Below are 22,561 nucleotides of genomic sequence, written 5' to 3'. Positions count from 1 at the left end.
TTACTACTGTTAGCCCATGCCGGACACCGACGCCCCGCACCTGAGCCTCGCCGTGAACGAGCGGACCTCCCGCGCTCAGGCCGTGGCCGAGCGGCTCAGCGACCTCATCGTCACCGAGCAGGTGCGCCCGGGGGACCGCCTGGGCACCAAGCTGGACCTCCAGCGCCAGTTCGGCGTCGCCGCCGGGACCCTCAACGAGGCGATCCGCCTGCTCGAGACCCGCGGCCTGGTCGAGGCCCGCCCCGGCCCGCGCGGCGGCATCTTCGTCGCCCGCCCCTCCGCCCACATCCGTCTCAGCCACCTCATCCTGGGCCTGGGCGCGGACGCCATGTCCGTCTCGGACAGTCTCGAGATCCGCAACGCCCTGGAGCTGCCCGTCGCCCTCCAGGCCGCCCGCCACGCCGGGCGCGAGCAGCTCGCGCGGCTCGACCAGATCGTCGTGGAGATGAGCCGCCTGCGCGACGAGCCGGGGGAGTACCTCCTGCGCAACTGGGACCTGCACGAGGAGATCGCCCGCATCTCGCTCAACCCGCTGCTGCGGACCATCTACCTCTCGCTGCTGGAGACGGCGCGCGAGGCGGTCCGGGACATCGCCCCCGACCCCGGCTTCCGGGACTCCTTCCCGCGGAACCTCCAGCTGCACCGCGAGCTGGTCGACGCCATCGCCTCGGGGGACGAGGCGCGGGTGCGCCTGGCCGTCGAGGCGCACACCCCGCTGTCCGAGGCGATGAGCGCCCGCACGGACGGCTGAGCGCGGGCGGGGGAGCTTGACTCGGCCCCAGCTGAACCGCGCTGGACGGCCACCTTCGGCGTCTGCGCCGGCGCCCGCCATGGTGGTCGGTGCGCTACCGTCCGCCGATGGCTACGGATGAGCAGGCAGTCCTCCACGCGTCGCTCGACGTCCAGCTGGCGTGGTTCCTCGACGAGCACCGCGCGATGCTGGTGGAGTCGCTGGACGGGCTCAGCGAATCCGAGGTGCGCCAGCGGCTGGTGTCGTCCAAGACGACGCTGCTCGGGCTGGTCAAGCACGCCGCGTTCGTCGAGAGGGTGTGGTTCGACGAGGCGGTGACCGGGCGGTCGCGGGTCGAGATCGGGATCCCGCGCGGGCCGGACGAGTCCTTCGACCTGGGCGAAAACGACACGATCGCGTCGGTGCGGTCCGCCTTCCTCGACGCCGTCGCGGCGTCCCGTAGGGCGGTCGGCGGACTCGGGCTCGACGACCTCGTGCGCGGCAACCGCCGCGGCCCGTTGCCGTTGCGGTGGGTGTACCTCCACATGATCCGCGAGCTCGCCCAGCACTGCGGTCACGCGGACATCCTCCGCGAACAGGTCCTGGCCGCGCGCGGTCGGGACTGACACCGCCGTCCTCCTCGCCGCCGCCGGGCGGTCCCGGTGACCGCGACCGTCGCCGCCCGGTTCCTTGACAACCACTATTCATTACTATCAATATGTGCGGACCCGCTCATTGTTCAAGGAGGAACGATGCGAACCACCCGCTCCCTCGGCCTGCCGGCCGTGCTCGCCCTCGCCGCCGTGCTCGCCGCCTGCAGCGGCGGCTCCGACGACGGCAAGGCGGCCGCGGCGCCGTCGTCCTCGGCCGCCCCCTCCGCGTCGGCGGACGGCGGGGCGCCGGAGGTCACCGACCTCACCGTCGGCGTCGTGCCCGTCATCGACCACGCCGCCGTCTACATCGCCAACCAGGAGGGCTTCTTCGAGGAGGAGGGCCTGACGGTCACGCCGCAGGTCATGCAGGGCGGCGCCGCCGCGCTGCCGGCCATGGTCTCCGGCGATCTGCAGGCCGCCTTCGCCACCTACCCCTCCTTCTTCCTCGCGGAGAGCAAGGGGCTGGGCGTGACGATCGTGGCCGAGGGCATCCGGGCCACCGAGAAGACCGGTGGGGTGTTCGTCCCCGGCGACTCCGACATCCAGGACGCCAAGGGCCTCGCCGGCGCCACCATCGCGGTGAACACCCTCAACAACACCGGCGCCGTGACCATCAAGGCGGTCCTGGACGAGCAGGGCGTCGACCCCGCCAGCGTGAAGTTCGTCGAGCTCGCCTTCCCGGACATGGCCCCCGCGCTCGAGCGCGGCGACGTCGACGCCGCCTGGCTCGTCGAGCCCTTCCGCACCGGCGTCGTGGCCGCGGGCGGCCGGATGGCGCTGGCCTCCTACAGCGGGGTCGCCGAGGGCATCCCGGTCTCCGGGCTGGCCATGACCGACGAGTTCGTCAAGGAGAACCCCAACACCGCCGCGGCGTTCGCCCGCGCGATCGACAAGGCCAACGCCTTCATCGCCGACAACCCCGACGCCGCCCGCGAGATCGTCACCACGTACTCGCAGACCAAGCCCGAGGTGGCCGCCAAGCTCGAGCTGCCCCAGTGGCGCGGCGGCGGCGTCGACGCGAACGAGATCAACCGCTGGAACGACCTGATGATCTCCACCGGCGCCCTGACCAAGCCGGTCGACATCACCCAGCTCGTCGAGAAGTAGGGACCCACCATGGACGACCGCACCCGGGCCGCCGCCGCGCAGGCGCTGCTCGACGCCTACGCCGGCACGCCGGTCCCGCCGCTGACCGAGACGTACCCCGGCATGGGCGTCGAGGACGCCTACGCCGTCCAGCACCTCCAGCTCGAGCACTGGCGGGCGGCCGGCCGGGTGGTCAGGGGCCACAAGGTGGGCCTGACGGCGCGGGTCATGCAGCGCCAGCTCGGCGTCGACCAGCCCGACTACGGCCAGCTGCTGGACACCATGATCCTCGGCGACGGCGCGGCCCTGGACCCGCGCGCGTTCCTCCAGCCCAAGGCCGAGCCGGAGATCGCGTTCGTCCTGGGCCGGGACCTGCGGGGCCCGGGGGTGACGGTCGTCGACGCCGTCCGCGCCGTCGACCACGTGCTGCCCGCGCTGGAGATCATCGACTCGCGCATCGCCGACTGGCGCATCGGCCTGGCCGACACCATCGCCGACAACGCCTCCTCCGGCGCGGTCGTGCTCGGCGCCCGGCCCGTCCGGCTGGCCGACCTCGACCTGCGCCTGACCGGGTGCGTCCTCACGGTCGACGGCGAGATCGCGGCCACCGGCGCCGGCGGGGCGGTGCTCGGCTCGCCGATCAACGCCCTGGTGTGGCTGGCCAACACGGTCGGGCCGCGCGGGGTGACCCTCGAGGCGGGCCAGGTGGTCATCCCCGGCTCCCTGACCGCGGCCCAGCCGATCCGCCCCGGCGGGGTGGTCAGCGCCGCCTTCGGCGGCGGGCTGGGCACCGTGACCACCCGGATGGAGGCCGTGGCATGACCGGGACCGACGCGCGCACCGACTGGGACCTCGCCCGGGTGGTCGACGAGCTGGCGGCGGCCGAGGCGGGCCGCTACGACCGCACGCCGATCACCGAGGAGTTCCCCGGGCTCGACCTGGCCCTGGCCTACGAGGCCCAGGACGAGCTGATCCGGCGCAAGGTCGCCGCCGGGCAGACCGTCACGGGCGTCAAGCTCGGGCTGACCTCCCGGGCCAAGCAGCGGCGCATGGGCATCGACGCGCCGCTGACCGGCTGGCTCACCGACGCCATGACCCTGCCCGCCGGGGCGCCCGCGCCGCTCGGCGAGCTCATCCACCCCCGGGTCGAGCCGGAGATCGTCTTCGTCCTCGGCGAGGACCTCGCCGGGCCGGGGATCACCGCCGCCCGCGCCATGAAGTCCGTGGCCACGGTCCACGGGGGCTTCGAGATCATCGACTCGCGCTACCGCGACTTCCGCTTCGCCCTGCCCGATGTCGTCGCCGACAACGCCTCCGCCGCCCGGTGGGGCAGCGGGCCGGTCGCGCTGAGCCCGGGTGACGTCGACCTCTCCCTCGAGGCCTGCCTCGTCGAGGTCGACGGCGAGGTCGTCGCCACCGCCACCGCCGCCGCCGTCCAGGGTCACCCGGCCGAGGCGCTGGCGCTGGCCGCCAACTCCCTGGCCGCGCGCGGCCACCGCCTCGAGGCCGGCTGGGTCGTCCTCACCGGAGGCATCACCGACGCCGTCTTCCTCCACCCGGGCACGACCGTCTCCGTCCACTTCAGCCACCTCGGCACCGTCACCGTCACCGTCACCGTCACAGGAGCCTGACCCATGCCCCTCGTCGAAGTCACCCTGACCCAGGGCCGCTCGCCCGAGCAGCTGCGCGAGCTCATGCGCCGCCTGCACGACGGCGTGCACACCAGCCTCGGCGCCAACCCCGAGAGCATCCGCGTCATCGTCCGCGAGGTGCCGCGGACGCTGTGGTGCGCCGGCGGGCAGACGCTCGCCGAGCGCGACGCCGGCGACGGCGGTCCCGCCGGGGCGACCGCGGACCCCCGCCGCGCCGCGGCGGCCGACGAGCAGGAGGGCCGCTGACATGACCCACCCGCTCACGCGCCCCGGCGGCGCCGGTGCCGCGCCCGCCGCGGAGGTCGCGGTCTTCGGCCACGTCATCGACGGCCGGGAGGTGATGTCCGCCGACGGCGCCACGTTCGACAGCGTCGACCCCTACACCGGCGAGGCCTGGGCCCGCTTCCCCCTCGGCGGCGCCGCCGAGGCCGACCTCGCCGTCGCCGCCGCCCGCCGGGCCTTCGACGAGGGCCCCTGGCCCCGGATGGGCCGGCGCGCGCGCCGCGAGATCCTCACCCGCTTCGCCGAGCTCATCCTCGCCCACGGCGACGAGCTCGCCCTGGCCGACACCCGCGACATGGGCAAGCCGATCACCCAGAGCCGCGGCAACGACGTGCCCCGCACCGCCGACAACTTCCGGTTCTTCGCCGACCACGCCCTGCTCGCCACCGCCGAGGCGCTGCCGATGGACTCCGGCCACCACGCCTACACCCGGTACGAGCCGGCCGGCGTCGTCGTCGCCATCGCGCCGTGGAACTTCCCCATGATGCTGGAGAGCTGGAAGGTGGCCCCCGCGCTGGCCTGGGGGAACACCGTGATCCTCAAGCCCGCCGAGGACTCCCCGGCGTCGGCGACCATCCTCGCCCGCCTGGCCCTGGAGGCCGGGATCCCGCCGGGGGTGTTCAACGTCGTCCACGGCTACGGCCCGGACTCCGTCGGCGCGGCCCTCACCGCCCACGCGGGCGTCGACCGGATCACCTTCACCGGCGAGTCCGCCACCGGCCGGGTCATCGCCGCCGCGGCCGCGGCCAACCTCACCCCGGTCAGCCTCGAGCTCGGCGGCAAGGGCGCCAACGTCGTCTTCGCCGACGCCGACCTCGACACCGCCGTGGACTGGTCGATCCGGGCGATCTTCACCAACGCCGGGCAGGTGTGCCTGGCGGGATCGCGGATCTACGTGCACCGCGGGGTGCAGGAGGCCTTCCTCGAGCGGTTCGTCGCGGCGGCCCGCGCCATGGTCTCGGGCGACCCCAAGGACCCCGGCACGCAGGTGGGGCCGCTGTCCTCGGCCGGCCACCACGCCAAGGTCCGCGGCTACGTCGACACCGTCGCCGCCGCCGGCGGTGCCGTGCTCACCGGCGGGCTCGGGGAGGGCCTCTTCGTGGAGCCGATGGTGGTCACCGGGCTGGGGGAGGACGCCCCGCACCAGCGCGAGGAGATCTTCGGCCCGCTCGTCACGGTCACCCCGTTCGACACCGAGGAGGAGGTCATCGGCCTCGTCAACGCCTCGCCGTTCGGGCTCAACGCGATGCTCTTCTCCGAGAACCTCTCCCGGGCCCACCGGGTCGCCGGCCGCCTCACCGTCGGCACCGTCTGGGTGAACTGCTTCTTCATCCGCGACCTGCGGGCCCCGTTCGGCGGCGTCGGTGACTCCGGCGTGGGTCGCGAGGGCGGCACCTTCAGCCGCGAGTTCTTCACCGAGCCCAAGGCCGTCGTCATGCAGATCGACGCCGCGCGCGACTGACCAGGAGGACCCCCATGACCGCCACCGCACCGGACGCCGCGCCGGCCCCGGCCGGGCGCCGCCCCAGGGCCGCCATCGTCGGGCCCGGCAACATCGGCACCGACCTGCTCGTCAAGCTGCTGCGCTCGCCGTGGCTCGACGTGCACTCCATGGTCGGGGTCGACCCCGTGTCCGACGGGCTCGCCCGGGCCCGCACGCTCGGCGTCGAGGCCAGCCACGAGGGCGTGGACTGGCTGCTCGCCCACGACACCCCGCCGGACCTCGTCTTCGAGGCCACCTCGGCCGGCGCGCACCTGGCCCACGCGCCGCGCTACCGGGAGGCGGGCATCACCGCCGTCGACCTCACCCCCGCCGCGGTCGGCCCGTTCCTGTGCCCGGCGGTGAACTTCGGCGCCCACGTGGGCGAGCCGAACCTCAACATGATCACCTGCGGCGGACAGGCCACCATCCCCATCGTCGACGCCGTGGCGAGCGTGACGGCGGTGCCCTACGCCGAGATCGTCGCCTCCATCGCGTCCCGCTCCGCCGGGCCGGGCACCCGGGCGAACATCGACGAGTTCACCCAGACCACATCCCGCGCCATCGAGGCCGTCGGCGGCGCCGCCCGCGGCAAGGCCATCATCATCCTCAACCCGGTGGACCCGCCGATGATCATGCGCGACACGGTCTTCTGCGCCATCTCGCCCGCCGCCGACCGCGACGCCGTCGGCGCCGCCATCCACCGCCGGGTCGCCGAGGTCCAGGAGTACGTGCCCGGCTACACCCTGCGCAGCGAGCCGCAGTTCGACGACCCGACCGAGCTGTGGGACGGCCTGGCCCGCGTCACCGTCCTGCTCGAGGTGCGCGGCAACGGCGACTACCTGCCGGAGTGGGCGGGCAACCTCGACATCATGACGGCCGCCGCGGTGCGCGTCGGCGAGCTCGTCGCCCAGAAGGGAGCGCTGCAGCGATGAGCACCACCACCAACCCGGCCCCGGCGGTCCGCCTCACGGACACCACCCTGCGCGACGGCAGCCACGCCGTCCGGCACCGCTTCACGGAGGACGACGTGCGCGCCGTCGCCGGGGTGCTCGACGTCGCGGGCGTGCCGGTTATCGAGGTCACCCACGGCGACGGGCTGGCCGGCTCCTCGTTCAACTACGGCTTCGGGGCGCGCACCGACGCCGAGCTCGTCGCGGCGGCCGCCGACGCCGTCACCCGCGCGCGGGTCGCCGTCCTGCTGCTGCCCGGGCTGGGCACCGTCGAGCACCTCCGCGAGGCGCACGACGCCGGCGCGGCCGTGGCCCGGGTCGCGACGCACTGCACCGAGGCCGACATCGCCGCCCAGCACTTCGGCGCCGCCCGGGACCTGGGGATGGAGACGGTCGGGTTCCTCATGCTCTCGCACCGCAACAACCCCGAGGGCCTGGCCGCGCAGGCGCGGATCATGGCCGACGCCGGCTGCCAGTGCGTCTACGTCGTCGACTCCGCCGGCGCGCTGATGCCCGCCGCCGCCGCCGAGCGGGTGGCCGCCCTGGTCGCCGAGCTCGGCGACGACGCCCAGGTCGGCTTCCACGGCCACCAGAACCTCTCCCTCGGCGTGGCCAACTCCCTGGCCGCGTACGAGGCCGGCGCCCGGCAGATCGACGGCACCCTGTGCGCCCTGGGCGCCGGGCCGGGCAACTCCCCGACGGAGATCCTCGCCGCCGCCTTCGAGAAGCTCGGCGTGCCGACCGGGGTGGACGTCGACGCCGTCCTGGCCGCCGCCGAGGACGTGCTGCGCCCGATGGTCACCCGCCTGCCCGTGGCGGACCGCGCCTCGATCGTGCAGGGCCGCTTCGGGGTCTACAACTCCTTCCTCCTGCACGCCGAGCGGGCCGCCGAGCGGTACGGCGTCCCGGCGCACGAGATCCTGCGGGAGGTGGGGCAGCGCGGCTACGTCGGCGGGCAGGAGGACATGATCATCGACGTCGCGCTCGAGCTGGCGGGTCGCTGAGCGCGCGCCGTCCGCCCACTGCCGCGGTCGGGGCCGGACGGGTGTGAGCACGGGCACTGCGTTGACGTCGCGCCCGGACATAAACTCGACCCATGCACGGTGAGTACAAGGTCCCCGGCGGCAAGCTGGTCGCGGTCGACGTCGACGTCGTGGACGGCCGGCTGACCCGCGCGCGCGTCTCGGGCGACTTCTTCCTCGAGCCGGACACCGCGCTCGAGGACATCAACGCCGCCCTGGACGGCATGCCCGAGTCCGCCTCCGCCGACCAGCTCGCCCAGGCGATCACCGGCGCCGTCGACCACGGCGTGAGCATGGTCGGCTTCACCCCCGAGTCCGTCGGCATCGCCGTGCGCCGCGCGCTCGGCCGGGCGACCAGCTGGCAGGACCACACCTTCGAGGTCATCCACGGCGGGCCCGTGCACCCGGCGCTCAACGTCGCCCTCGACCAGGTCATCCCCGAGGAGGTGGCCGCCGGCCGGCGCGGCCCCACCATGCGCATCTGGGAGTGGAACAGCCCCCTGGTGGTCATCGGCTCCTTCCAGTCGGTGCGCAACGAGGTCGACACCGACGCCCTCGAGCGGCACGGCATGAGCGTCGTGCGCCGGATCTCCGGCGGCGGCGCGATGTTCATGGAGCCCGGCAACTGCATCACCTACTCCCTGGTGGTGCCCGACTCGCTGGTGGAGGGGCTGAGCTTCGAGCGCTCCTACGCCTTCCTCGACGACTGGGTGCTCGGCGCGCTCGCGGACGTCGGGGTCAACGCCCGCTACGTCCCGCTCAACGACATCGCCTCCGACCAGGGCAAGATCGGCGGCGCCGCCCAGAAGCGCTTCGCCTCCGGCGCGGTGCTCCACCACGTGACGATGAGTTACGACATCGACGCGAACAAGATGCTCGACGTGCTGCGCATCGGCCGGGAAAAGCTGTCCGACAAGGGCGTCAAGAGCGCCAACAAGCGCGTCGACCCCATGCGCTCGCAGACCGGCATGGCCCGCGAGGACATCATCGCCGCGTTCATCGACCACTTCCGGGGCCGGTACGACACCGTGCCGTCGGACTACCGCCCCGAGGAGATCGCCCGGGCCGAGGAGCTCATGGAGACGAAGTTCCTCGCCGACTCCTGGACCTACCGGGTGCCCTGAGCCGCGCCGGCCCCCGGTGTCCCCAGTGGGCGGCGCACCGGGCCGCGTGCGCTTGACGCGGGGTCAGGGCGCCGGCCGCGCCCCGAAGACGGCGGTTCCCACCCGCACGATCGTCGCGCCGGCGGTGACGGCGATCTCCAGGTCCCCGCTCATCCCCATGCTCAGCTCGGTGGCCTCCGCCGTGCCCGCGGCGCCGGACCCCAGCACGTCGGCGCGCACCGCGGCGAGCCGGTCGTACGAGGCGCGGACCACGGCGGCGTCGCGGGTATTGGCCCCGATGGTCATGAACCCGCGCAGGCGCAGGTGGGGGAGGCGGCCCACGGCGAGGGCGAGGTCGGCCGCGTGCTCGGGCTCGACGCCGGCCTTGGTCGCCTCGCCGGAGGTGTTGACCTGGACGAGGACGTCGAGCGGCCCGCCCTCCGCCCGCGCCACGGCCTGGTCCAGGCGCTCGGCCAGGCGCGGCGAGTCGACGCTCTCCACGCACGTGGCCCACCGGAGCACCTGGTTGACCTTGTTCGACTGCAGGTGCCCGATGAAGTGCATCGCGTGGGCGGGCACGCCCGGCTCGGCCAGGCCCGGCCCGGTGGCCACGAGCTCCTGCGCCCGGTTGTGCCCGAGCAGGTCCGCCCCGGCGTCCAGCGCCGCCCGGATCGCCTCCACCGGCTGGGTCTTCACCGCCAGCAGCAGGCGCACCTCGCGGGCGTCGCGCCCCGCGCCGTCGGCCGCCGCCTCGATCCGCCGTCGTACCTCGCCCAGGCGGGAGGCGATGCCCGCGGCCACGTCCACATCCACGCCCCGACGATATCCGGCCGGGCGTCGCGCTCGGTGCGCGCGCTCCCGAGGTGATGCTGGGAGCCTCGTGCCCGCGGCCCAACGCGCGCTCATCCCAGGAGACGACCAAGGAGATCCCGGATGATGTCACGCATCGCCCTGTCCGACGCGGTCGCCGCCGCCCTGGCCGAAGGACGCCCCGTCGTCGCGCTCGAGTCGACGATCATCTCCCACGGCCTGCCGCGCCCGCGCAACCTCGCGGCCGCCCGCCACTTCGAGAGCCTCCTGCTCGGCTCGGGCGTCACGCCGGCGACGATCGCCGTCATCGACGGCGTGGCGCGGGTGGGCCTGAACGACGCGCAGCTCGCCCGCATCGCCGAGGACCCCGGGGTCACCAAGGTCTCCGTTCGCGACCTCGCGCCCGCCATGACGCAACGGGCCAGCGGCGCCACCACGGTCGCCGCGACCGCGCTGCTCGCCCATCGTGCCGGGATCCGGGTCTTCTCGACGGGGGGTCTGGGCGGGGTCCACCGCGGCGCCGCGCAGTCCTTCGACGAGTCCGCCGACCTCGTGGCCCTCGCCGGACTGCCCATCACCGTGGTCTCGGCAGGGACGAAATCCATCCTCGACGTCCCGGCCACCCTCGAGCGTATGGAGACGCTCAGCATCACCGTCCTCGGCTACCGCACCAGCCGCTATCCCGGTTTCTACCTGGCCGACTCCGGCCTCGGCATGGACTGGCGCGTCGAGACACCCGCGGAGGTCGTCGAGGTGATGGTGGCGCAGGACGCGCTGGACCTCCGCCGGGCGATCCTCGTCGCCAACCCGCTGCCGGGCGAGAAGCAGCTCGACCCGGCGCTGCACGACCGGGTGCTCGCGGACGCGCTCGGGCGGGCCGAGGCCGAGGGGGTCACGGGGAAGGACACCACGCCCTTCCTGCTGGCGTACTTCCGGGAGCACACCGGGGGCGCGAGCCTGGAGGTCAACGTCGAGCTCGCCGCCAACAACATCGTGCTCGGTGGGCAGATCGCGCGTGAGTGGGCCCGCCGTGGCGCCCCCGACGCCCCGGCGGGCGCAGGCGACCGGGACTGAACCCGTGGTGCGGGTCAGCCGAGATCCAGGCCCTCGTGCGGGGCGGTCGGCTCGACATCGGGCAGCCTGACCATGCGGAAGGCGTTGGCCAGGCCGGCGAGACAGGCGAGGACCGGCACCAGCATCGCGATCTGCAGCGACCGCGACCTGGCTCGGTCGTTGATCGAGAGGATCTCGGCCTGGACGGCAGGGGGCTCGTCGGCCAGCACGGCCTGCAGCGCGGTGTCGCTCACGACCTCCGCGTCCTCCTCCAGGACGGCGGCGATGGTCGCTTTCTGTGCCGAGGGGATCACGTCGCTGGCATCGGTCAGCGCGGTGAAGCTGATCGAGAGCGCGGCCAGCATGAGGCCGCCGGCCACGGCCAGACCGAAGGAGAGGCCAAAGTTCCCGCTCGCGGAGTTGACTCCCGCGGCCTCGCTCGCCCGCTCCTCCGGGACGGGGGCGAGGGTGTAGTTGTTCAGCTGCGAGACCAGCATCCCGAGCCCGCAGCCCGCGACCACCAGGGGGACGACGAGCGCCCAGCCGCTGGCGGCGCGCGGGACGACGGCGATGACCAGGAGCATGCCGGCCGCCGCGAGCGTGAAGCCCGCGCGCACGATGACGGCGGGCCGGCGTCTGCCGGCGCGCCGGCCGGCCAGCAGCGCGACGAAGAACATGCTCAGCGACAGCGGAGCGATCGAGAGGCCGGCCTCGAGCGCGTCGTACTCCAGGGCGATCTGCAGGAAGATCGGGATCACGATCATGGCGCCACCCAGGGCGATCTGCTGCAGCATCTGCTGGGTCACCCCGATCCGGAAGTGCGGCGAGTCGAAGAGGCTCGGGTCGAGCAGGATCGGGTGGTTCTGGCGCTTGCGCCGCGCCAGCCAGCGGGCAAGGGCGACGAGTCCGACCGCACCCACCGCGACCAGGGCGAGGACGCGTTCGCCGCCCTCCTGCCACACCAGGATGCCGAGCACGACGCCGCCCATGCCCACCACCGAGAGCGCCGCGCCGACGACGTCGACGCTACGGTCACCGGTATAGGTCACGTCCTTGACCAGCCGGGCGCCGGAGAGGACCACCGCGATGATGACGACCTCGAGGGCGAAGTTGACCCGCCAGTTCCACGACGTGGTGATGACACCGCCGATCAGGGGGCCGACCGCCGCCGCGATGGCCGTCGACGCGCCGACCATCGCGTAGACCTTGGACCTCGCCTTGCCCTCGAAGTTCCCGTGGATGAGCGACTGCATCGCCGGGAGCAGCAGGGAGGCCCCGAGGCCGCCGATGACCGCCCAGAAGATGACGACGGCGATGACGTTCTGGGCCAGGGTCATCGCCAGCGCACCGATGGCGTAGGCGAGCAGCCCGAGGACGTACGCCCGCTTGCGTCCGATCAGGTCGCCGACCTTGCTGTTGATCAGGATGAACGCCGCCGAGACCAGCGCCTCCAGGGCGATCGCCGACTGCACGCTGCTCACCGTGGTGCCGAGGCTCTGGCTGACCGCGGAGATGGAGACGTTCATGATCGTCGTGTCGACCACCAGCACGAACATCGCCATCGCGAGGAGGATCGCCAGGAGGCCGGTGCGTTGCGGAGCCGTCGGCTCGCGGGCGCCACCCGCATCAGGAGCGCTGGGAGGGACGCCATCGTCGTCCATCTCCCGATCCTCCCAGGGCCTGGCGCGCCGCGCCCGGCACGCCGCCGAGGGGGACCCGGGGGCTCAGGCGACGCCGTCGAGGGAGACCTCCACGTGCAGCGCGCGGTGGTCGGACATGCCCAGGTCCACCGCGCCGCCGGGGCCGACGACGGTGAGCGGCCCGTCGGCCAGGATGTGGTCGAGCTGCCGGTCGGGCCGGTCCAGCGGGAAGGTCGGGGCCTCCACCAGCGGGCGCAGGCCGCTGAAGCGCGCCGGGCGGCCGCCGGCGAGGTTGAGATCGCCGAGCAGCACCATCGGCCGGGGCAGGTCCTTCATCGCGCGCACGAGGTGGCGCAGCTGGGCGACGTTCCAGCCCGGGATGAATGTCAGGTGAGTGGCCACGACGCTCATCCGGCCCTCGCGGGTGCTGATGACGGCCGCGACGGCGGTGCGCTGCTCGTCCTGGACGAGGGTGGGCCGGCGCCGCTGCGGGAAGAGCACCGGCACGCGCTGCTGCGGGCCGGGCAGGGTGAGCACCCGCCAATGTTCCACCGGGTAGCGGCTGAGCAGCGCGATGCCGTAGGTCGACGCCGTCGGCTGCTCGTCGCCGGTGGCGGCGGTCCACAGCTCCGGGGTGCCCTGCATCGTGGCCACGAACCGGTGCTCGGGCGCCCCCATCGCGGCGGCCGCCATCGCGGTGAGGTCGGCGCCGTGCGAGCGTGGCTGGTCCCGGTCGACCTCCTGCATGGCGAGGACGTCGGCGTCGAGCCGGCGCACCGCTCCGGCGAAGCGGTCCAGGTCGACCTCGCCGTCCGCCAGGGAGCGGCCGTGGAGGATGTTGAACGTCGCGATCCGCACCGTTCGGATTGTGCCCGGGCCTCGCGGGCCCCGCACCAGGGACGATGCTGCTCGTGCGGGGCCGCCGTCGATCGTGTACACCCGCACCATGAACAAGGACGAACGCCGCCAGCTACGCGAGGCCCTCCGCATCGCCGGGGCCGCCCTCGACCAGGCCGACGTGCCGTTCGCCCTCGCCGGCGGCTACGCCGCCTGGGTGCACGGGGCGCCGGAGTCGGACCACGACGTCGACTTCGCCATCCTCGAGCAGGACGTCGACCGCGCCAAGGAGGCCCTCGCCGCGACGACCCTGGACGTCGAGCAGCCGGTGGAGAACTGGCTGTTCAAGGCCTACAACGCCGAGGCCCTGGTGGACGTCATCTTCCGGGTGGCGGGCGAGGCGGTGACGCCCGAGCTGCTCGCCCGGGCCGAGCGGGTCGACGTGCTGGGCGTGAGCATGCCCGTGCTCGGCTCGACCGACGTCGTCGCCTCCAAGCTGCTCGTGCTCACCGAGCACCGCTGCGACTTCTCCAACCTGCTGCCCGTGGTGCGCGCCCTGCGCGAGCAGGTGGACTGGCCCCAGGTGGCCGCCCGCACCGCCGAGAACCCCTACGCCCAGGCCTTCCTGTTCCTGCTCGGCCGGCTGGGCATCGTCGGCGCCGACCCGGCGGTGCCCAGCCTCGGCTCCCACGAGGCCGAGCCCCCCGACCCGCGCCGGGGCGGCATCCCGGTCATCGAGGCGGAGTAACGCCCGGTCCCTGGCAGGATCGGGGCATGGACCACGACCTGCACATCACCGGCGACGACGCCGCCGACGCGCTGCTCTCCACCAGCCCCCTTGCCCTGCTCATCGGGATGCTGCTCGACCAGCAGGTGGCCATGGAGACGGCGTTCAGCGGCCCGAAGAAGATCCAGGAGCGGGTGGGCGAGCTCGACGCGGCGACGCTGGCGGGTATGGACCCCGAACGGCTGACCGAGGTCTTCCGCACCCCGCCGGCCGTCCACCGCTACCCGGGGTCGATGGCCGGGCGCACCCAGACGCTGTGCGCGTACCTGCTCGAGCACTACCACGGCGACACGGCGGCCATCTGGACCGACGGCGACCCCGACGGCGCCGAGGTGCTGCGCCGGCTCAAGGCCCTGCCCGGCTTCGGCGACCAGAAGGCCCGCATCTTCCTCGCCCTGCTCGGCAAGCAGGTCGGGCTGCGCGCCGCGGGCTGGCGCGAGGCCGCCGGCGCCTACGGGGAGGAGGGGTGCCACCGGTCGGTGGCCGACATCGTCGACGCCGAGTCCCTCGCCCGGGTGCGCGAGACCAAGCGGGCCGCGAAGGCGGCGGCGAAGGCGCGGAAGGGTTGATGGCGCGCCGCGCCGGCTCGATACGCCGCCGACGGCACACGCCATCGACCACACGATGCCCGGGCTCGTCGTCGGCTACGCGACACTGCCCGGGACTCAGGCCGACCGAGTCGGCCGCGAGATCGCCGTCAGGGCCGGCTCAGTCGCCTGTGGTTCAGGCGCGCGGCCAGACGGGGACGGTCGGACGCTTCGCGGTGAAGTTGAACACCGCCGCGAACGAGGCGTACCACGCGACGACCGCGGTGATGATGCCGACGATCCCACCGGCCTTGTTCCAGACGGGGACGTCCGTGAACGCCCCGATCGTCAGCAGGGCAAAGGTGACGAAAAGGGTGACGAACACGGCCGCAACCGCCCCGGAGACCCGGAACGAGGCCAGCATCATGTAGCCCGTGAAGATCGTCCAACCCAGCAGGTAGAAGGCGATGGCCTTGCCCGCCGAGGAACCCGCGGCAGCGAGGTCGGTCCGGCCGGCGAGGAACCAGAAGGACAGCCAGAAGGCACCAAAGGAGCAGAAGGCGACCGCCCCGAACGTGTTCCCCTTCGCGAACTCCCAGAGTCCTGCGGCGAACTGGGCGATGCCGCCGTAGAAGATGGCGAGGCCGAAGACGCCGGCCGTCACGGTGGCCGGGAGGAGACCCGCGTTGACGACGCTGAGGAAGAAGGTCGTCATTGCGAACCCGGCGAGTCCGAGCGGGGCGGGGTCGGCCAGGTGTGACCCAGGCGGGATGACGCGCTCGGGAGCCTCCATCCCGGGGCCGCCCGCGCTGCCGGTCCTGCCGAGTTCCGGTCCACGGACGGTGCCGGGGCCCTCTGGTCCAAGGTTGCGTTCGGCGGTGGCCATGATCGCTCCTTTCGCGCCAGCAGGCAGGAACACTTCTGACGGTAAGTCGCGGGCAAACCCGGCGCAAGGATGAGTTCCGGGAGGGTCTTCTCGCCGGCCCGGGCGGTCGCGAAGCCCCCGCTCTACGACGAGGCGGCCGCCGACCGTGAGGCGTTCTGGGGCCGCCAGGCCCACGAGATCCTCACGTGGACAAGGATTTCGACCAGATCCTCGACTGGCCTGACACGCCCCTTCGCGAGATGGTTCGTCGCGGCCCAACGCCTGCTCCAACTGCGCCGACCGGCACCTCGAGGCCGGCCGCGGTGACCGTGGCCGCGTGGAGCGCGACGGGGGCGACGGCGGTGAGGTGGCGGGCGACGTCGGGCTCCGGCACCCGGGGGCCCGGCGCCGTCACGTGCGAGCCACCGCGGCGACCGTGGCCCCGGTCAGCGCGACGAGGTCGCCCGGGGCGAGCTCGACGTCGAGGCCCCGCCGCCCCGCGCTGACCAGCACCGTGGCGAAGCTCAGGGCGCTGGCGTCGACGACCGTGGGCAGCGCCGTGCGCTGGCCGAGCGGCGAGATGCCGCCGACGACGTAGCCGGTGGCCCGCTCGGCCGCGGCGGCCTCGGCCATGACCGCCCGCTTGCCGCCGGCCGCCGTCGCCAGGGCCTTGAGGTCCAGCTGGCCGGTGACCGGGACGACGGCGACCGTCAGCGTGCCGTCGACGCTGGCGACCAAGGTCTTGAACACCCGGCCCGGCTCGACGCCGAGGAGGGCCGCCGCCTCCTCGCCGAAGCCGAGCGGGCTGCGCGGGTCGTGCTGGTACTCGCGGACCTGGTGCGGCACGCCGGCCGCGTCCAGCGCGCGCAGCGCCGGTGTGCCTGCCTGCTGCTTCTTCTTCGCCACGCGGTGATGCTCTCAGGTCCCACCCACCCCCGCGGTGAGACGTCACTCGTGTCACGAGACGTCAGGTCCGCCATGAGACGTCATGGTTGCCGCGAGGGGCCCGGTTCTCGTGGTGGCTCATCGTTCCGCTCGTCCCAGCCGGGTGGACCGACGCCGTGGAGGCGCACGTCGCGCGACGTGTCCTGACGGATGTGACGTGTCGTGACGGATGTGACGTGTCGTGACGGATGTGACGTGTCGTGACGGACGTGACGTGTCGTGACGAGGTTGGCGACGTCTCGTGGCTACGACGGGATCAGCGGGGGCCCAGGTCGAGGATGCGGATCACCGGCGCGCCCGCGGCGTCCGAGGCGTCCAGGTCCACCAGCGCCGTCAGGCCCCAGTCGTGGTCGCCGGCGGGGTCGTCGAACGTCTGCCGGGCCAGCCACACCCGCTCGGCGCCGGCGGCCAGGTCGCCGAGGTGGCCGTCCGCCAGGGCGCGGGGCAGGTCGGCGTCGGTGGGCTGCTCGTCGATCGCGACCAGCGCGGCGGCCCGGGCCTCCGGCCCGGTGCCCAGCCAGTCGTACTCGGCCCAGTACGGCGCCATCGCCTGCTCCCAGCGCTCGGCGTCCCACCCGGAGTCGCCGTCCAGGTGCCCCAGGGCGACGTAGGCCTCGCGGCCCAGCGCGTCCACCCGGCGGAAGAGCGCGTTGCGCACCGCCACCCGGAACGCGTGCCGGTTGCGGGTGAACGCGATCTCGCCGTCGGGCCCCTCGCCGAAGCGCCGCTCGGTGACCTCGACGTCGGCCTCCTCGGGCACCACGAGCACGCCCTCGGCGGCCGCGGCGCCGGCGGAGAGCGCCTCCCACTCGTCCAGCAGCGAGGAGTCCACCGAGCGCACCAGGTCGCCGAGCCAGTCGATGATCGCCACGACCTCCTCGGTGCGCGCCCAGTCGGGCACCACCTGGCGCAGCGCCCGGTAGGCGTCGGTGAGGTAGCGCAGCACCACGCCCTCGGAACGGGCGAGCTGGTAGCGCGAGACCAGCTCGGAGAAGGTCATCGCCTGCTCGACCATCTCGCGCACCACCGACTTCGGCTGCAGCTCGAAGTCGGACACCCACGGGTTGGTCTGCCGGTAGGTGGCCAACGCCGCCTCGAGCATGCCCGCCAGCGGCCGGGGCCAGGTGACGTCCTCGAGCAGCGCCATGCGCTCCTCGTACTCGATGCCCTCGGCCTTCATCGCCCCCACGGCCTCGCCCTTGGCCTCGCGCTGCTGGGCGTACAGCAGCGGCCGCGGGTCCTCCAGGGTGGCCTCGATGACGGAGACGACATCGAGGGCGAAGTCGGGCGACTCCCGGTCCAGCAGCTCCAGCGCCGCCAGCGCGAAGGGGGACAGCGGGGCGTTGAGCGCGAAGTCCCGGGGCAGGTCCACCGTCAGCCGCACGTAGGACTCGCCGGGGTGGGCCCGGCGCCAGGCGGCGTCGGCGTGCTCGACGACGCCCGCGGCGCGCAGCGACCGGTAGATCTCGATGGCCCGCCGCAGGTGCGGGTTGCGCTCGGTCGGCGGCTCGTGGTTGTCGGTGACCAGCCGGTACATCGCCGCCACCGGGTCGCCCGGGCGGGCCAGCACCGACAGCACCATGGTGTGGGTGACCCGGAACTGGCTGGTCAGCGGCTCGGGCGGGGCGTCGCGCAGCCGCTCGAAGGTCTTGTCCGTCCAGTTCACCACCCCGGCGGGGGCCTTCTTGCGCACGATCTTGCGCCGCTTGCGCTCGTCGTCGCCCGCCTTGGCCAGGGCCTTGGCGTTCTCGATGACGTGCTCGGGGGCCTGGACGAGAACCTCCCCGGTGGTGTCGAACCCCGCCCGGCCGGCCCGCCCGGCGATCTGGTGGAACTCCCGCGCGCTGAGGTGGCGGGACTTCTCGCCGTCGAACTTCGTCAGCGAGGTGAGCACCACGGTGCGGATGGGGACGTTGATGCCCACCCCGAGGGTGTCGGTGCCGCAGATGACCCCGAGCAGGCCCGCCTGGGTGAGCCGCTCGACGAGGCGGCGGTAGCGCGGCAGCATCCCCGCGTGGTGCACGCCCACCCCGTGGCGCAGCAGCCGGGACAGGATCGCGCCGAAGCCGGGCCCGAAGCGGAAGTCTCCGATGGCGGCGGCGACCCGGTCGCGCTGCTCGCGGGTGGCCACCTGCACCGAGGTGAGGGACTGGGCGCGCTCGACGGCGTCCTTCTGCGCGAAGTGGACCACGTACACCGGGGCGCGGTGGGTCTGGACGAGCTCGAGGAGCAGGTCCTGGATGGGCTCGACGGAGTAGGAGTAGGTCAGCGGCACCGGCCGCTCGGCCTGGTCGACGACGGCGACGTCCTTGCCGGTGCGCCGCTGCAGGTCGCGCACGAAGAACGAGACGTCCCCGAGGGTGGCGCTCATGAGGAGGAACTGGGTGCCGGGCAGTTCGAGCAGCGGCACCTGCCAGGCCCAGCCGCGCTGCGGGTCGGCGTAGAAGTGGAACTCGTCCATGACGACGACGCCGGCGTCGGTGGCCGCGCCGTCGCGCAGGGCCTGGTTGGCGAGGATCTCTGCGGTGCAGCAGATGATCGGCGCGTCGGGGTTGATGGCGGAGTCGCCGGTGACCATCCCGACGTTGGCCGAGCCGAACAGGTCGACGAGGTCGAAGAACTTCTCCGACACCAGCGCCTTGAGCGGGGCGGTGTAGTACCCGGTGCGGCCGGTGGCCAGGGCGGTGAACAGGGCCCCCATGGCCACCAGCGACTTCCCCGAGCCGGTGGGGGTGGCGAGGATGACGTGGGAGCCGGAGACCAGCTCCATCACCGCCTCCTCCTGGTGCGGGTAGAGCGTCAGGCCCGAGCTCGTGGCCCAGGACTCGAACGCCTCGTAGATCGCGTCGGCGTCCGGGCGCGCCGCGGTGTCCTCCGGGAGGAGGTCGTCGAGCACGAGGTTGAGGCTGGGCAGCGGCATCCCCCGATCCTCTCACTGGGCCGCCCGGCCGATCGTCACCTGGCGCCAGACGATGCGTCTGCTCCATCAGCCTGTCCCTGGGTGGCCCGTTCCGCGGGGCCGCCTGCCGCGCCGCGCAGGCGAGGGCGCCACCTGCCGCGCCGCGCAGGCGAGGGCGCCACCCGCCGCGCCGCCCAGGCGAGGGCGCCACCCGCCGTCCGCCCGCCCCCGGCGCGCCCGTGGCCGACGGCGTCCCTAACCTCGTGGATGTGGGTGCGACGTCTGCGGCGGGAGCGGGACGGCCCGGCGGGCCGGCGGAGACGAGCACGCCCGGCGGCCTGCTGCGGGTGCTCTCCTGGCGTGACCTCGTCGTCTACGGGCTGCTGTTCATCGGTGTCACGGCGCCGATGGGCACCTTCGGGGTGCTCGACGCGCGCAGCGGCGGCGCCATCGCCGTCGTCTTCGTCGTCGCCACGATCGCCATGTCCTTCACGGCCTGGTCCTACGCCCGGATGTCCCACGCGGTGCCCCGGGCGGGGTCGGTCTACGCCTACGCATCGGCCGGGCTGGGCCCGCGCTCGGGCTTCGTCGCCGGCTGGATGATCACCCTCGACTACCTCTTCATCCCGGCCCTGGCCTCGCTGTTCGCCGGGCTGGCCTGCCACGCGCTCGTCCCGGCGGTGCCGGTGTGGGTGTTCACCGTCGCCGCGGTCGTGCTCATCACCGGGCTCAACCTGTGCGGGGTCCGGCTCGCGGCGCACGTGGGCCTGGTCATGCTCGCGGTCGAGCTCGCCGTGCTCGCCGCGTTCGTGGTCCTCGCCGTCGTCTTCCTCGTCCAGCACGGGCCCAGCCGCGGCTGGCTCACCCCGCTGACCGGGGTGGGCGGGTTCGACGCCGCCGGGGTGATCGGGGCCGCCTCCGTGGCGGTGCTGGCCTTCCTCGGCTTCGACGCCATCGCGACCTTCGCGGAGGAGACCACGGGCTCGACCCGCGACGTCGGCCGGGCGCTGCAGTTCTGCCTGGTGCTCGCCGGCGTGCTCTTCATCGTCCAGACCTACCTCGGGGCGCTGCTCAGCCCGGTGAGCCCCGCGCAGCTCCAGGCGGACCCGGCGGCGCAGGGCACCGCGTTCTACACGATGCTCGACGCCTCGATCGGGACCTGGTTCGGCTCGGTGGTCACGGTGGTGCGGGCCGTCGGGCCGGTGTTCTCCGCGCTGGTGGCCCAGGCGGCCGTCGCGCGCCTGCTGTTCGCGATGGGCCGCGAGCGGGCGCTGCCGCCGGGGCTGGCGCGCCTGGGCGCCACCGGGCACACCCCGCGCAACGCGATCCTGCTCTCCGCCGTCGTCACGCTGGTCATCGCCACCCTGGCCGCCACCCGGGCGAACGGGCTGGACGTGCTCTCCTCCATGGTCACCGTCGGCGCGCTGGTGGCCTTCCTCTTCCTCCACGCCTCGGTGGTGGGCTACGCGCGGCGGACGACGCTCGGGGCCCGCGACGTCGTCGTCCCGCTCGTCGGCGCCCTGATCATCCTCGCCGTGCTGGTGGAGGCGAGCCGGCTGGCCCTGGCCATCGCCGCGGTGTGGTTCGTCGTCGGGCTCGTCGTCATGGTGGCCCGGCCGGGCGCGGCGCGGGCGATGGGGCCGGGCGGGACGGCGGCGCCGGGGGACTGAGCGGGGCGGGTGGGGCGGATCTCACACGACGCGGGCCTTCCGTTACTCCTACGATCGACGGCGATCGTGTCCGGCCGGACGGGCCGGGCGCCCGGCGAACGGAACCTGCATGACCGACCTGCTCACCGCCGTCAACGACGCCGTCTACACATACGTGCTCATCGGCCTGCTGGTGCTGGTGGGCATCGTCATGACGTGGCGCACGCGCGCGGTGCAGGTCCGGCTCTTCCCGCAGATGCTCGCCTACGTCACGCGCTCGCGCCGCGGCGCCGACGGCGGCATCTCCTCCTTCCAGGCCTTCGCCATCGGCATGGCCACCCGCATCGGCATCGGCAACATCACCGGGGTGGCGCTCGCGCTGATCCTCGGCGGGCCGGGCGCGATCTTCTGGATGTGGCTCGTCTCCCTGGTCGGCATGGCGACGTCGTTCGCCGAGGCCACCCTGGCGCAGGTGTTCAAGGTCCGGGCCACCGACGGCACGTTCCGCGGCGGGCCGGCCTACTACATCGCCCGCGGCCTGGGCTCGCGCCGCTGGGGCACGGTCTTCGCCGTCCTGCTGGTGCTGTCCATGGCGGTGGCCATGCCGATGGTGCAGGCCAACACCATCTCCATGACCGTGCAGCACTCCCACGGCGTGCCTACCTGGGTCAGCGGGCTGGTCCTCGTCGTGCTCACCGCGCTCGTCGTCTTCGGCGGGGTCAAGCTGGTCGCCCGGGTCGCGGAGGTGATGACCCCGGCGATGGCGTTGGCCTACGTCGCCACCGCGGCCGCCGTCATCGTCCTCAACCTCGACGCGGTGCCCCAGTTCTTCGCCGACATCTTCGCCGGCGCCTTCGGGCTGCGGGCCGGCCTGGCCGGAGTGGGCGGCGGCGTCGTCGCCGCCGTGCTCAACGGGGTGCGCCGCGGGCTGTTCTCCAACGAGGCCGGCATGGGCACCAACCCCAACGCCGCGGCCACCGCCACCGTCGCCCACCCGGTGCAGCAGGGCCTCATCCAGTCCCTCGGCGTCTTCGTGGACACGATGTTCGTGTGCACCTCGACGGCGTTCATCATCCTGGCCACCGGTGCCAGCGTGTTCGTCCCGGGCGCCACCCCCGTCGAGGCCGGCGCGGAGCTGACCACCACGGCGGTGACCAGCCAGCTCGGGGCGTGGACGGCCTGGCCGATGACGGTGATGATCTTCTTCTTCGGCTTCTCCTCGATCCTGGGCGCCTTCGCCTACGCCGAGGTCAACATGGACTTCCTGCGCGCCGGCGCCCCCGCCCGGCGGGTGCTGCGCGGCGTCGTCGTCCTCACCACCGGCGTCGGCGCCCTGCTCGCGCTGCAGACCGTCTGGACGCTGATGGACACCGCCATGGCGGTCATCACCGTGGTCAACCTCGTCGCGCTCGTGCGCCTGGCGCCGTGGGTGGCGGCGGTGCTGCGCGACTACGAGCGCCAGCGCGCCGCCGTCGCCCCCGAGCGGCGGCGGGCGGCCGAGCCCCGGTTCGTCGCCGCGCCCGCGGACCTGCCGGCCCCGCTGCCCGGGGACGTCTGGTCCGGTGAGCCGGTGCCCGCCGCGCGCTGA

Annotated in this window: 22 protein-coding genes; 16 read left to right on the top strand and 6 right to left on the bottom strand. The window is 73.6% G+C overall.

Annotated features, from left to right (window positions below; genetic code table 11):
• Nucleotides 1–16 precede the first annotated feature (16 nt).
• From GD880_RS18000 to GD880_RS17955, 10 genes are all read left to right on the top strand, one after another.
• Entirely contained in the window at nucleotides 17–751 is a 735-nt protein-coding gene (locus GD880_RS18000) for a FadR/GntR family transcriptional regulator (protein ID WP_152232992.1), read from the top strand.
• A gap of 107 nt (nucleotides 752–858) precedes the next feature.
• On the top strand, nucleotides 859–1,356 hold the full coding sequence (locus GD880_RS17995; RefSeq protein WP_152232991.1) for a DinB family protein: 498 nt from the start codon (nucleotides 859–861) through the stop codon (nucleotides 1,354–1,356).
• Nucleotides 1,357–1,482: 126 nt separating this feature from the next.
• Entirely contained in the window at nucleotides 1,483–2,490 is a 1,008-nt protein-coding gene (locus tag GD880_RS17990; RefSeq protein WP_152232990.1) for an ABC transporter substrate-binding protein, read from the top strand.
• Between the two features lie 9 nt (nucleotides 2,491–2,499).
• On the top strand, nucleotides 2,500–3,291 hold the full coding sequence (locus GD880_RS17985) for a 2-keto-4-pentenoate hydratase (RefSeq protein WP_152232989.1): 792 nt from the start codon (nucleotides 2,500–2,502) through the stop codon (nucleotides 3,289–3,291).
• On the top strand, nucleotides 3,288–4,100 hold the full coding sequence (locus GD880_RS17980; RefSeq protein WP_152232988.1) for a 2-keto-4-pentenoate hydratase: 813 nt from the start codon (nucleotides 3,288–3,290) through the stop codon (nucleotides 4,098–4,100). Before GD880_RS17985 ends, GD880_RS17980 begins: the two co-directional genes overlap by 4 nt.
• Nucleotides 4,101–4,103: 3 nt before the next feature.
• A complete protein-coding gene (locus tag GD880_RS17975; RefSeq protein ID WP_152232987.1) occupies nucleotides 4,104–4,367 on the top strand; it encodes a tautomerase family protein in 264 nt (87 codons plus the stop codon).
• Between the two features lie 94 nt (nucleotides 4,368–4,461).
• On the top strand, nucleotides 4,462–5,865 hold the full coding sequence (locus GD880_RS17970; RefSeq protein ID WP_452176754.1) for an aldehyde dehydrogenase: 1,404 nt from the start codon (nucleotides 4,462–4,464) through the stop codon (nucleotides 5,863–5,865).
• A gap of 14 nt (nucleotides 5,866–5,879) precedes the next feature.
• Nucleotides 5,880–6,818 carry an acetaldehyde dehydrogenase (acetylating) gene (locus GD880_RS17965; protein WP_152232985.1) on the top strand — a complete coding sequence of 313 codons (939 nt, stop codon included), beginning with the start codon at nucleotides 5,880–5,882 and terminating at the stop codon, nucleotides 6,816–6,818.
• A complete protein-coding gene (gene dmpG / locus GD880_RS17960) occupies nucleotides 6,815–7,840 on the top strand; it encodes a 4-hydroxy-2-oxovalerate aldolase (protein WP_152232984.1) in 1,026 nt (341 codons plus the stop codon). Before GD880_RS17965 ends, dmpG begins: the two co-directional genes overlap by 4 nt.
• A gap of 92 nt (nucleotides 7,841–7,932) precedes the next feature.
• Nucleotides 7,933–8,982, top strand: coding sequence for a lipoate--protein ligase family protein (locus GD880_RS17955; protein ID WP_152232983.1), 1,050 nt, complete (start codon nucleotides 7,933–7,935; stop codon nucleotides 8,980–8,982).
• Nucleotides 8,983–9,045: 63 nt separating this feature from the next.
• Here the strand turns inward: GD880_RS17955 and GD880_RS17950 are convergent, their stop codons facing one another.
• Nucleotides 9,046–9,774 carry a YggS family pyridoxal phosphate-dependent enzyme gene (locus tag GD880_RS17950; RefSeq protein ID WP_319593276.1) on the bottom strand — a complete coding sequence of 243 codons (729 nt, stop codon included), beginning with the start codon at nucleotides 9,772–9,774 and terminating at the stop codon, nucleotides 9,046–9,048.
• A 120-nt stretch (nucleotides 9,775–9,894) separates the two neighbouring features.
• On the opposite strand from GD880_RS17950, the gene GD880_RS17945 reads away from it, so the two are divergent.
• Nucleotides 9,895–10,845 carry a pseudouridine-5'-phosphate glycosidase gene (locus GD880_RS17945; protein ID WP_152232981.1) on the top strand — a complete coding sequence of 317 codons (951 nt, stop codon included), beginning with the start codon at nucleotides 9,895–9,897 and terminating at the stop codon, nucleotides 10,843–10,845.
• Nucleotides 10,846–10,859: 14 nt separating this feature from the next.
• Here the strand turns inward: GD880_RS17945 and GD880_RS17940 are convergent, their stop codons facing one another.
• Nucleotides 10,860–12,485 (bottom strand): MFS transporter, encoded by a 1,626-nt coding sequence (locus tag GD880_RS17940; protein ID WP_152232980.1) that lies wholly within the window; start codon nucleotides 12,483–12,485, stop codon nucleotides 10,860–10,862.
• Nucleotides 12,486–12,548: 63 nt separating this feature from the next.
• On the bottom strand, nucleotides 12,549–13,322 hold the full coding sequence (locus GD880_RS17935; protein WP_152232979.1) for an endonuclease/exonuclease/phosphatase family protein: 774 nt from the start codon (nucleotides 13,320–13,322) through the stop codon (nucleotides 12,549–12,551).
• An 88-nt stretch (nucleotides 13,323–13,410) separates the two neighbouring features.
• On the opposite strand from GD880_RS17935, the gene GD880_RS17930 reads away from it, so the two are divergent.
• The gene (locus GD880_RS17930) at nucleotides 13,411–14,049 is read left to right on the top strand and encodes a nucleotidyltransferase family protein (protein WP_193314595.1); all 639 of its coding nucleotides are present in this window, start codon (nucleotides 13,411–13,413) and stop codon (nucleotides 14,047–14,049) included.
• 26 nt (nucleotides 14,050–14,075) lie between these two features.
• A complete protein-coding gene (locus GD880_RS17925; RefSeq protein WP_152232978.1) occupies nucleotides 14,076–14,657 on the top strand; it encodes an HhH-GPD-type base excision DNA repair protein in 582 nt (193 codons plus the stop codon).
• A gap of 154 nt (nucleotides 14,658–14,811) precedes the next feature.
• On the opposite strand, the gene GD880_RS17920 is transcribed toward GD880_RS17925, so the two are convergent.
• Nucleotides 14,812–15,408 carry an acetate uptake transporter gene (locus GD880_RS17920; RefSeq protein ID WP_152233008.1) on the bottom strand — a complete coding sequence of 199 codons (597 nt, stop codon included), beginning with the start codon at nucleotides 15,406–15,408 and terminating at the stop codon, nucleotides 14,812–14,814.
• 162 nt (nucleotides 15,409–15,570) lie between these two features.
• On the opposite strand from GD880_RS17920, the gene GD880_RS21200 reads away from it, so the two are divergent.
• Entirely contained in the window at nucleotides 15,571–15,807 is a 237-nt protein-coding gene (locus GD880_RS21200; RefSeq protein ID WP_152232977.1) for an acetyl-coenzyme A synthetase N-terminal domain-containing protein, read from the top strand.
• An 84-nt stretch (nucleotides 15,808–15,891) separates the two neighbouring features.
• Here GD880_RS21200 and ybaK read toward each other — a convergent pair whose 3' ends face one another.
• Together ybaK and GD880_RS17905 are read right to left on the bottom strand one after the other, a co-directional pair.
• Nucleotides 15,892–16,386, bottom strand: coding sequence for a Cys-tRNA(Pro) deacylase (ybaK, locus tag GD880_RS17910; RefSeq protein ID WP_152232976.1), 495 nt, complete (start codon nucleotides 16,384–16,386; stop codon nucleotides 15,892–15,894).
• 295 nt (nucleotides 16,387–16,681) lie between these two features.
• Entirely contained in the window at nucleotides 16,682–19,345 is a 2,664-nt protein-coding gene (locus GD880_RS17905; RefSeq protein ID WP_152232975.1) for a DEAD/DEAH box helicase, read from the bottom strand.
• Nucleotides 19,346–19,593: 248 nt separating this feature from the next.
• Here GD880_RS17905 and GD880_RS17900 point away from each other — a divergent pair, with 248 nt between their 5' ends.
• Together GD880_RS17900 and GD880_RS17895 are read left to right on the top strand one after the other, a co-directional pair.
• Nucleotides 19,594–20,994 carry an APC family permease gene (locus GD880_RS17900; protein WP_152232974.1) on the top strand — a complete coding sequence of 467 codons (1,401 nt, stop codon included), beginning with the start codon at nucleotides 19,594–19,596 and terminating at the stop codon, nucleotides 20,992–20,994.
• Between the two features lie 109 nt (nucleotides 20,995–21,103).
• On the top strand, nucleotides 21,104–22,561 hold the full coding sequence (locus GD880_RS17895) for an alanine/glycine:cation symporter family protein (protein WP_152232973.1): 1,458 nt from the start codon (nucleotides 21,104–21,106) through the stop codon (nucleotides 22,559–22,561).

It is taken from the genome of Georgenia ruanii (assembly GCF_009193175.1).
In the GTDB taxonomy this organism is placed as follows: domain Bacteria; phylum Actinomycetota; class Actinomycetes; order Actinomycetales; family Actinomycetaceae; genus Georgenia; species Georgenia ruanii.
Note: the sequence above shows the minus strand (reverse complement) of the source record. Positions and strands in the feature narration are given on the sequence as shown.

What these genes read in the sequence shown, in the direction of transcription:
- GD880_RS17940 (WP_152232980.1), bottom strand. Translation starts at nt 12,485, where the DNA reads ATGGACGACGATGGCGTCCCTCCCAGCGCTCCTGATGCGGGTGGCGCC.
- GD880_RS17965 (WP_152232985.1), top strand. Translation starts at nt 5,880, where the DNA reads ATGACCGCCACCGCACCGGACGCCGCGCCGGCCCCGGCCGGGCGCCGC.
- GD880_RS17985 (WP_152232989.1), top strand. Translation starts at nt 2,500, where the DNA reads ATGGACGACCGCACCCGGGCCGCCGCCGCGCAGGCGCTGCTCGACGCC.
- GD880_RS17955 (WP_152232983.1), top strand. Translation starts at nt 7,933, where the DNA reads ATGCACGGTGAGTACAAGGTCCCCGGCGGCAAGCTGGTCGCGGTCGAC.
- GD880_RS21200 (WP_152232977.1), top strand. Translation starts at nt 15,571, where the DNA reads ATGAGTTCCGGGAGGGTCTTCTCGCCGGCCCGGGCGGTCGCGAAGCCC.
- GD880_RS17995 (WP_152232991.1), top strand. Translation starts at nt 859, where the DNA reads ATGGCTACGGATGAGCAGGCAGTCCTCCACGCGTCGCTCGACGTCCAG.
- GD880_RS17970 (WP_452176754.1), top strand. Translation starts at nt 4,462, where the DNA reads ATGTCCGCCGACGGCGCCACGTTCGACAGCGTCGACCCCTACACCGGC.
- GD880_RS17975 (WP_152232987.1), top strand. Translation starts at nt 4,104, where the DNA reads ATGCCCCTCGTCGAAGTCACCCTGACCCAGGGCCGCTCGCCCGAGCAG.
- GD880_RS17925 (WP_152232978.1), top strand. Translation starts at nt 14,076, where the DNA reads ATGGACCACGACCTGCACATCACCGGCGACGACGCCGCCGACGCGCTG.
- GD880_RS17895 (WP_152232973.1), top strand. Translation starts at nt 21,104, where the DNA reads ATGACCGACCTGCTCACCGCCGTCAACGACGCCGTCTACACATACGTG.
- GD880_RS17945 (WP_152232981.1), top strand. Translation starts at nt 9,895, where the DNA reads ATGATGTCACGCATCGCCCTGTCCGACGCGGTCGCCGCCGCCCTGGCC.
- GD880_RS18000 (WP_152232992.1), top strand. Translation starts at nt 17, where the DNA reads ATGCCGGACACCGACGCCCCGCACCTGAGCCTCGCCGTGAACGAGCGG.
- GD880_RS17980 (WP_152232988.1), top strand. Translation starts at nt 3,288, where the DNA reads ATGACCGGGACCGACGCGCGCACCGACTGGGACCTCGCCCGGGTGGTC.
- GD880_RS17990 (WP_152232990.1), top strand. Translation starts at nt 1,483, where the DNA reads ATGCGAACCACCCGCTCCCTCGGCCTGCCGGCCGTGCTCGCCCTCGCC.
- GD880_RS17920 (WP_152233008.1), bottom strand. Translation starts at nt 15,408, where the DNA reads ATGGAGGCTCCCGAGCGCGTCATCCCGCCTGGGTCACACCTGGCCGAC.
- GD880_RS17905 (WP_152232975.1), bottom strand. Translation starts at nt 19,345, where the DNA reads ATGCCGCTGCCCAGCCTCAACCTCGTGCTCGACGACCTCCTCCCGGAG.
- dmpG (WP_152232984.1), top strand. Translation starts at nt 6,815, where the DNA reads ATGAGCACCACCACCAACCCGGCCCCGGCGGTCCGCCTCACGGACACC.
- GD880_RS17930 (WP_193314595.1), top strand. Translation starts at nt 13,411, where the DNA reads ATGAACAAGGACGAACGCCGCCAGCTACGCGAGGCCCTCCGCATCGCC.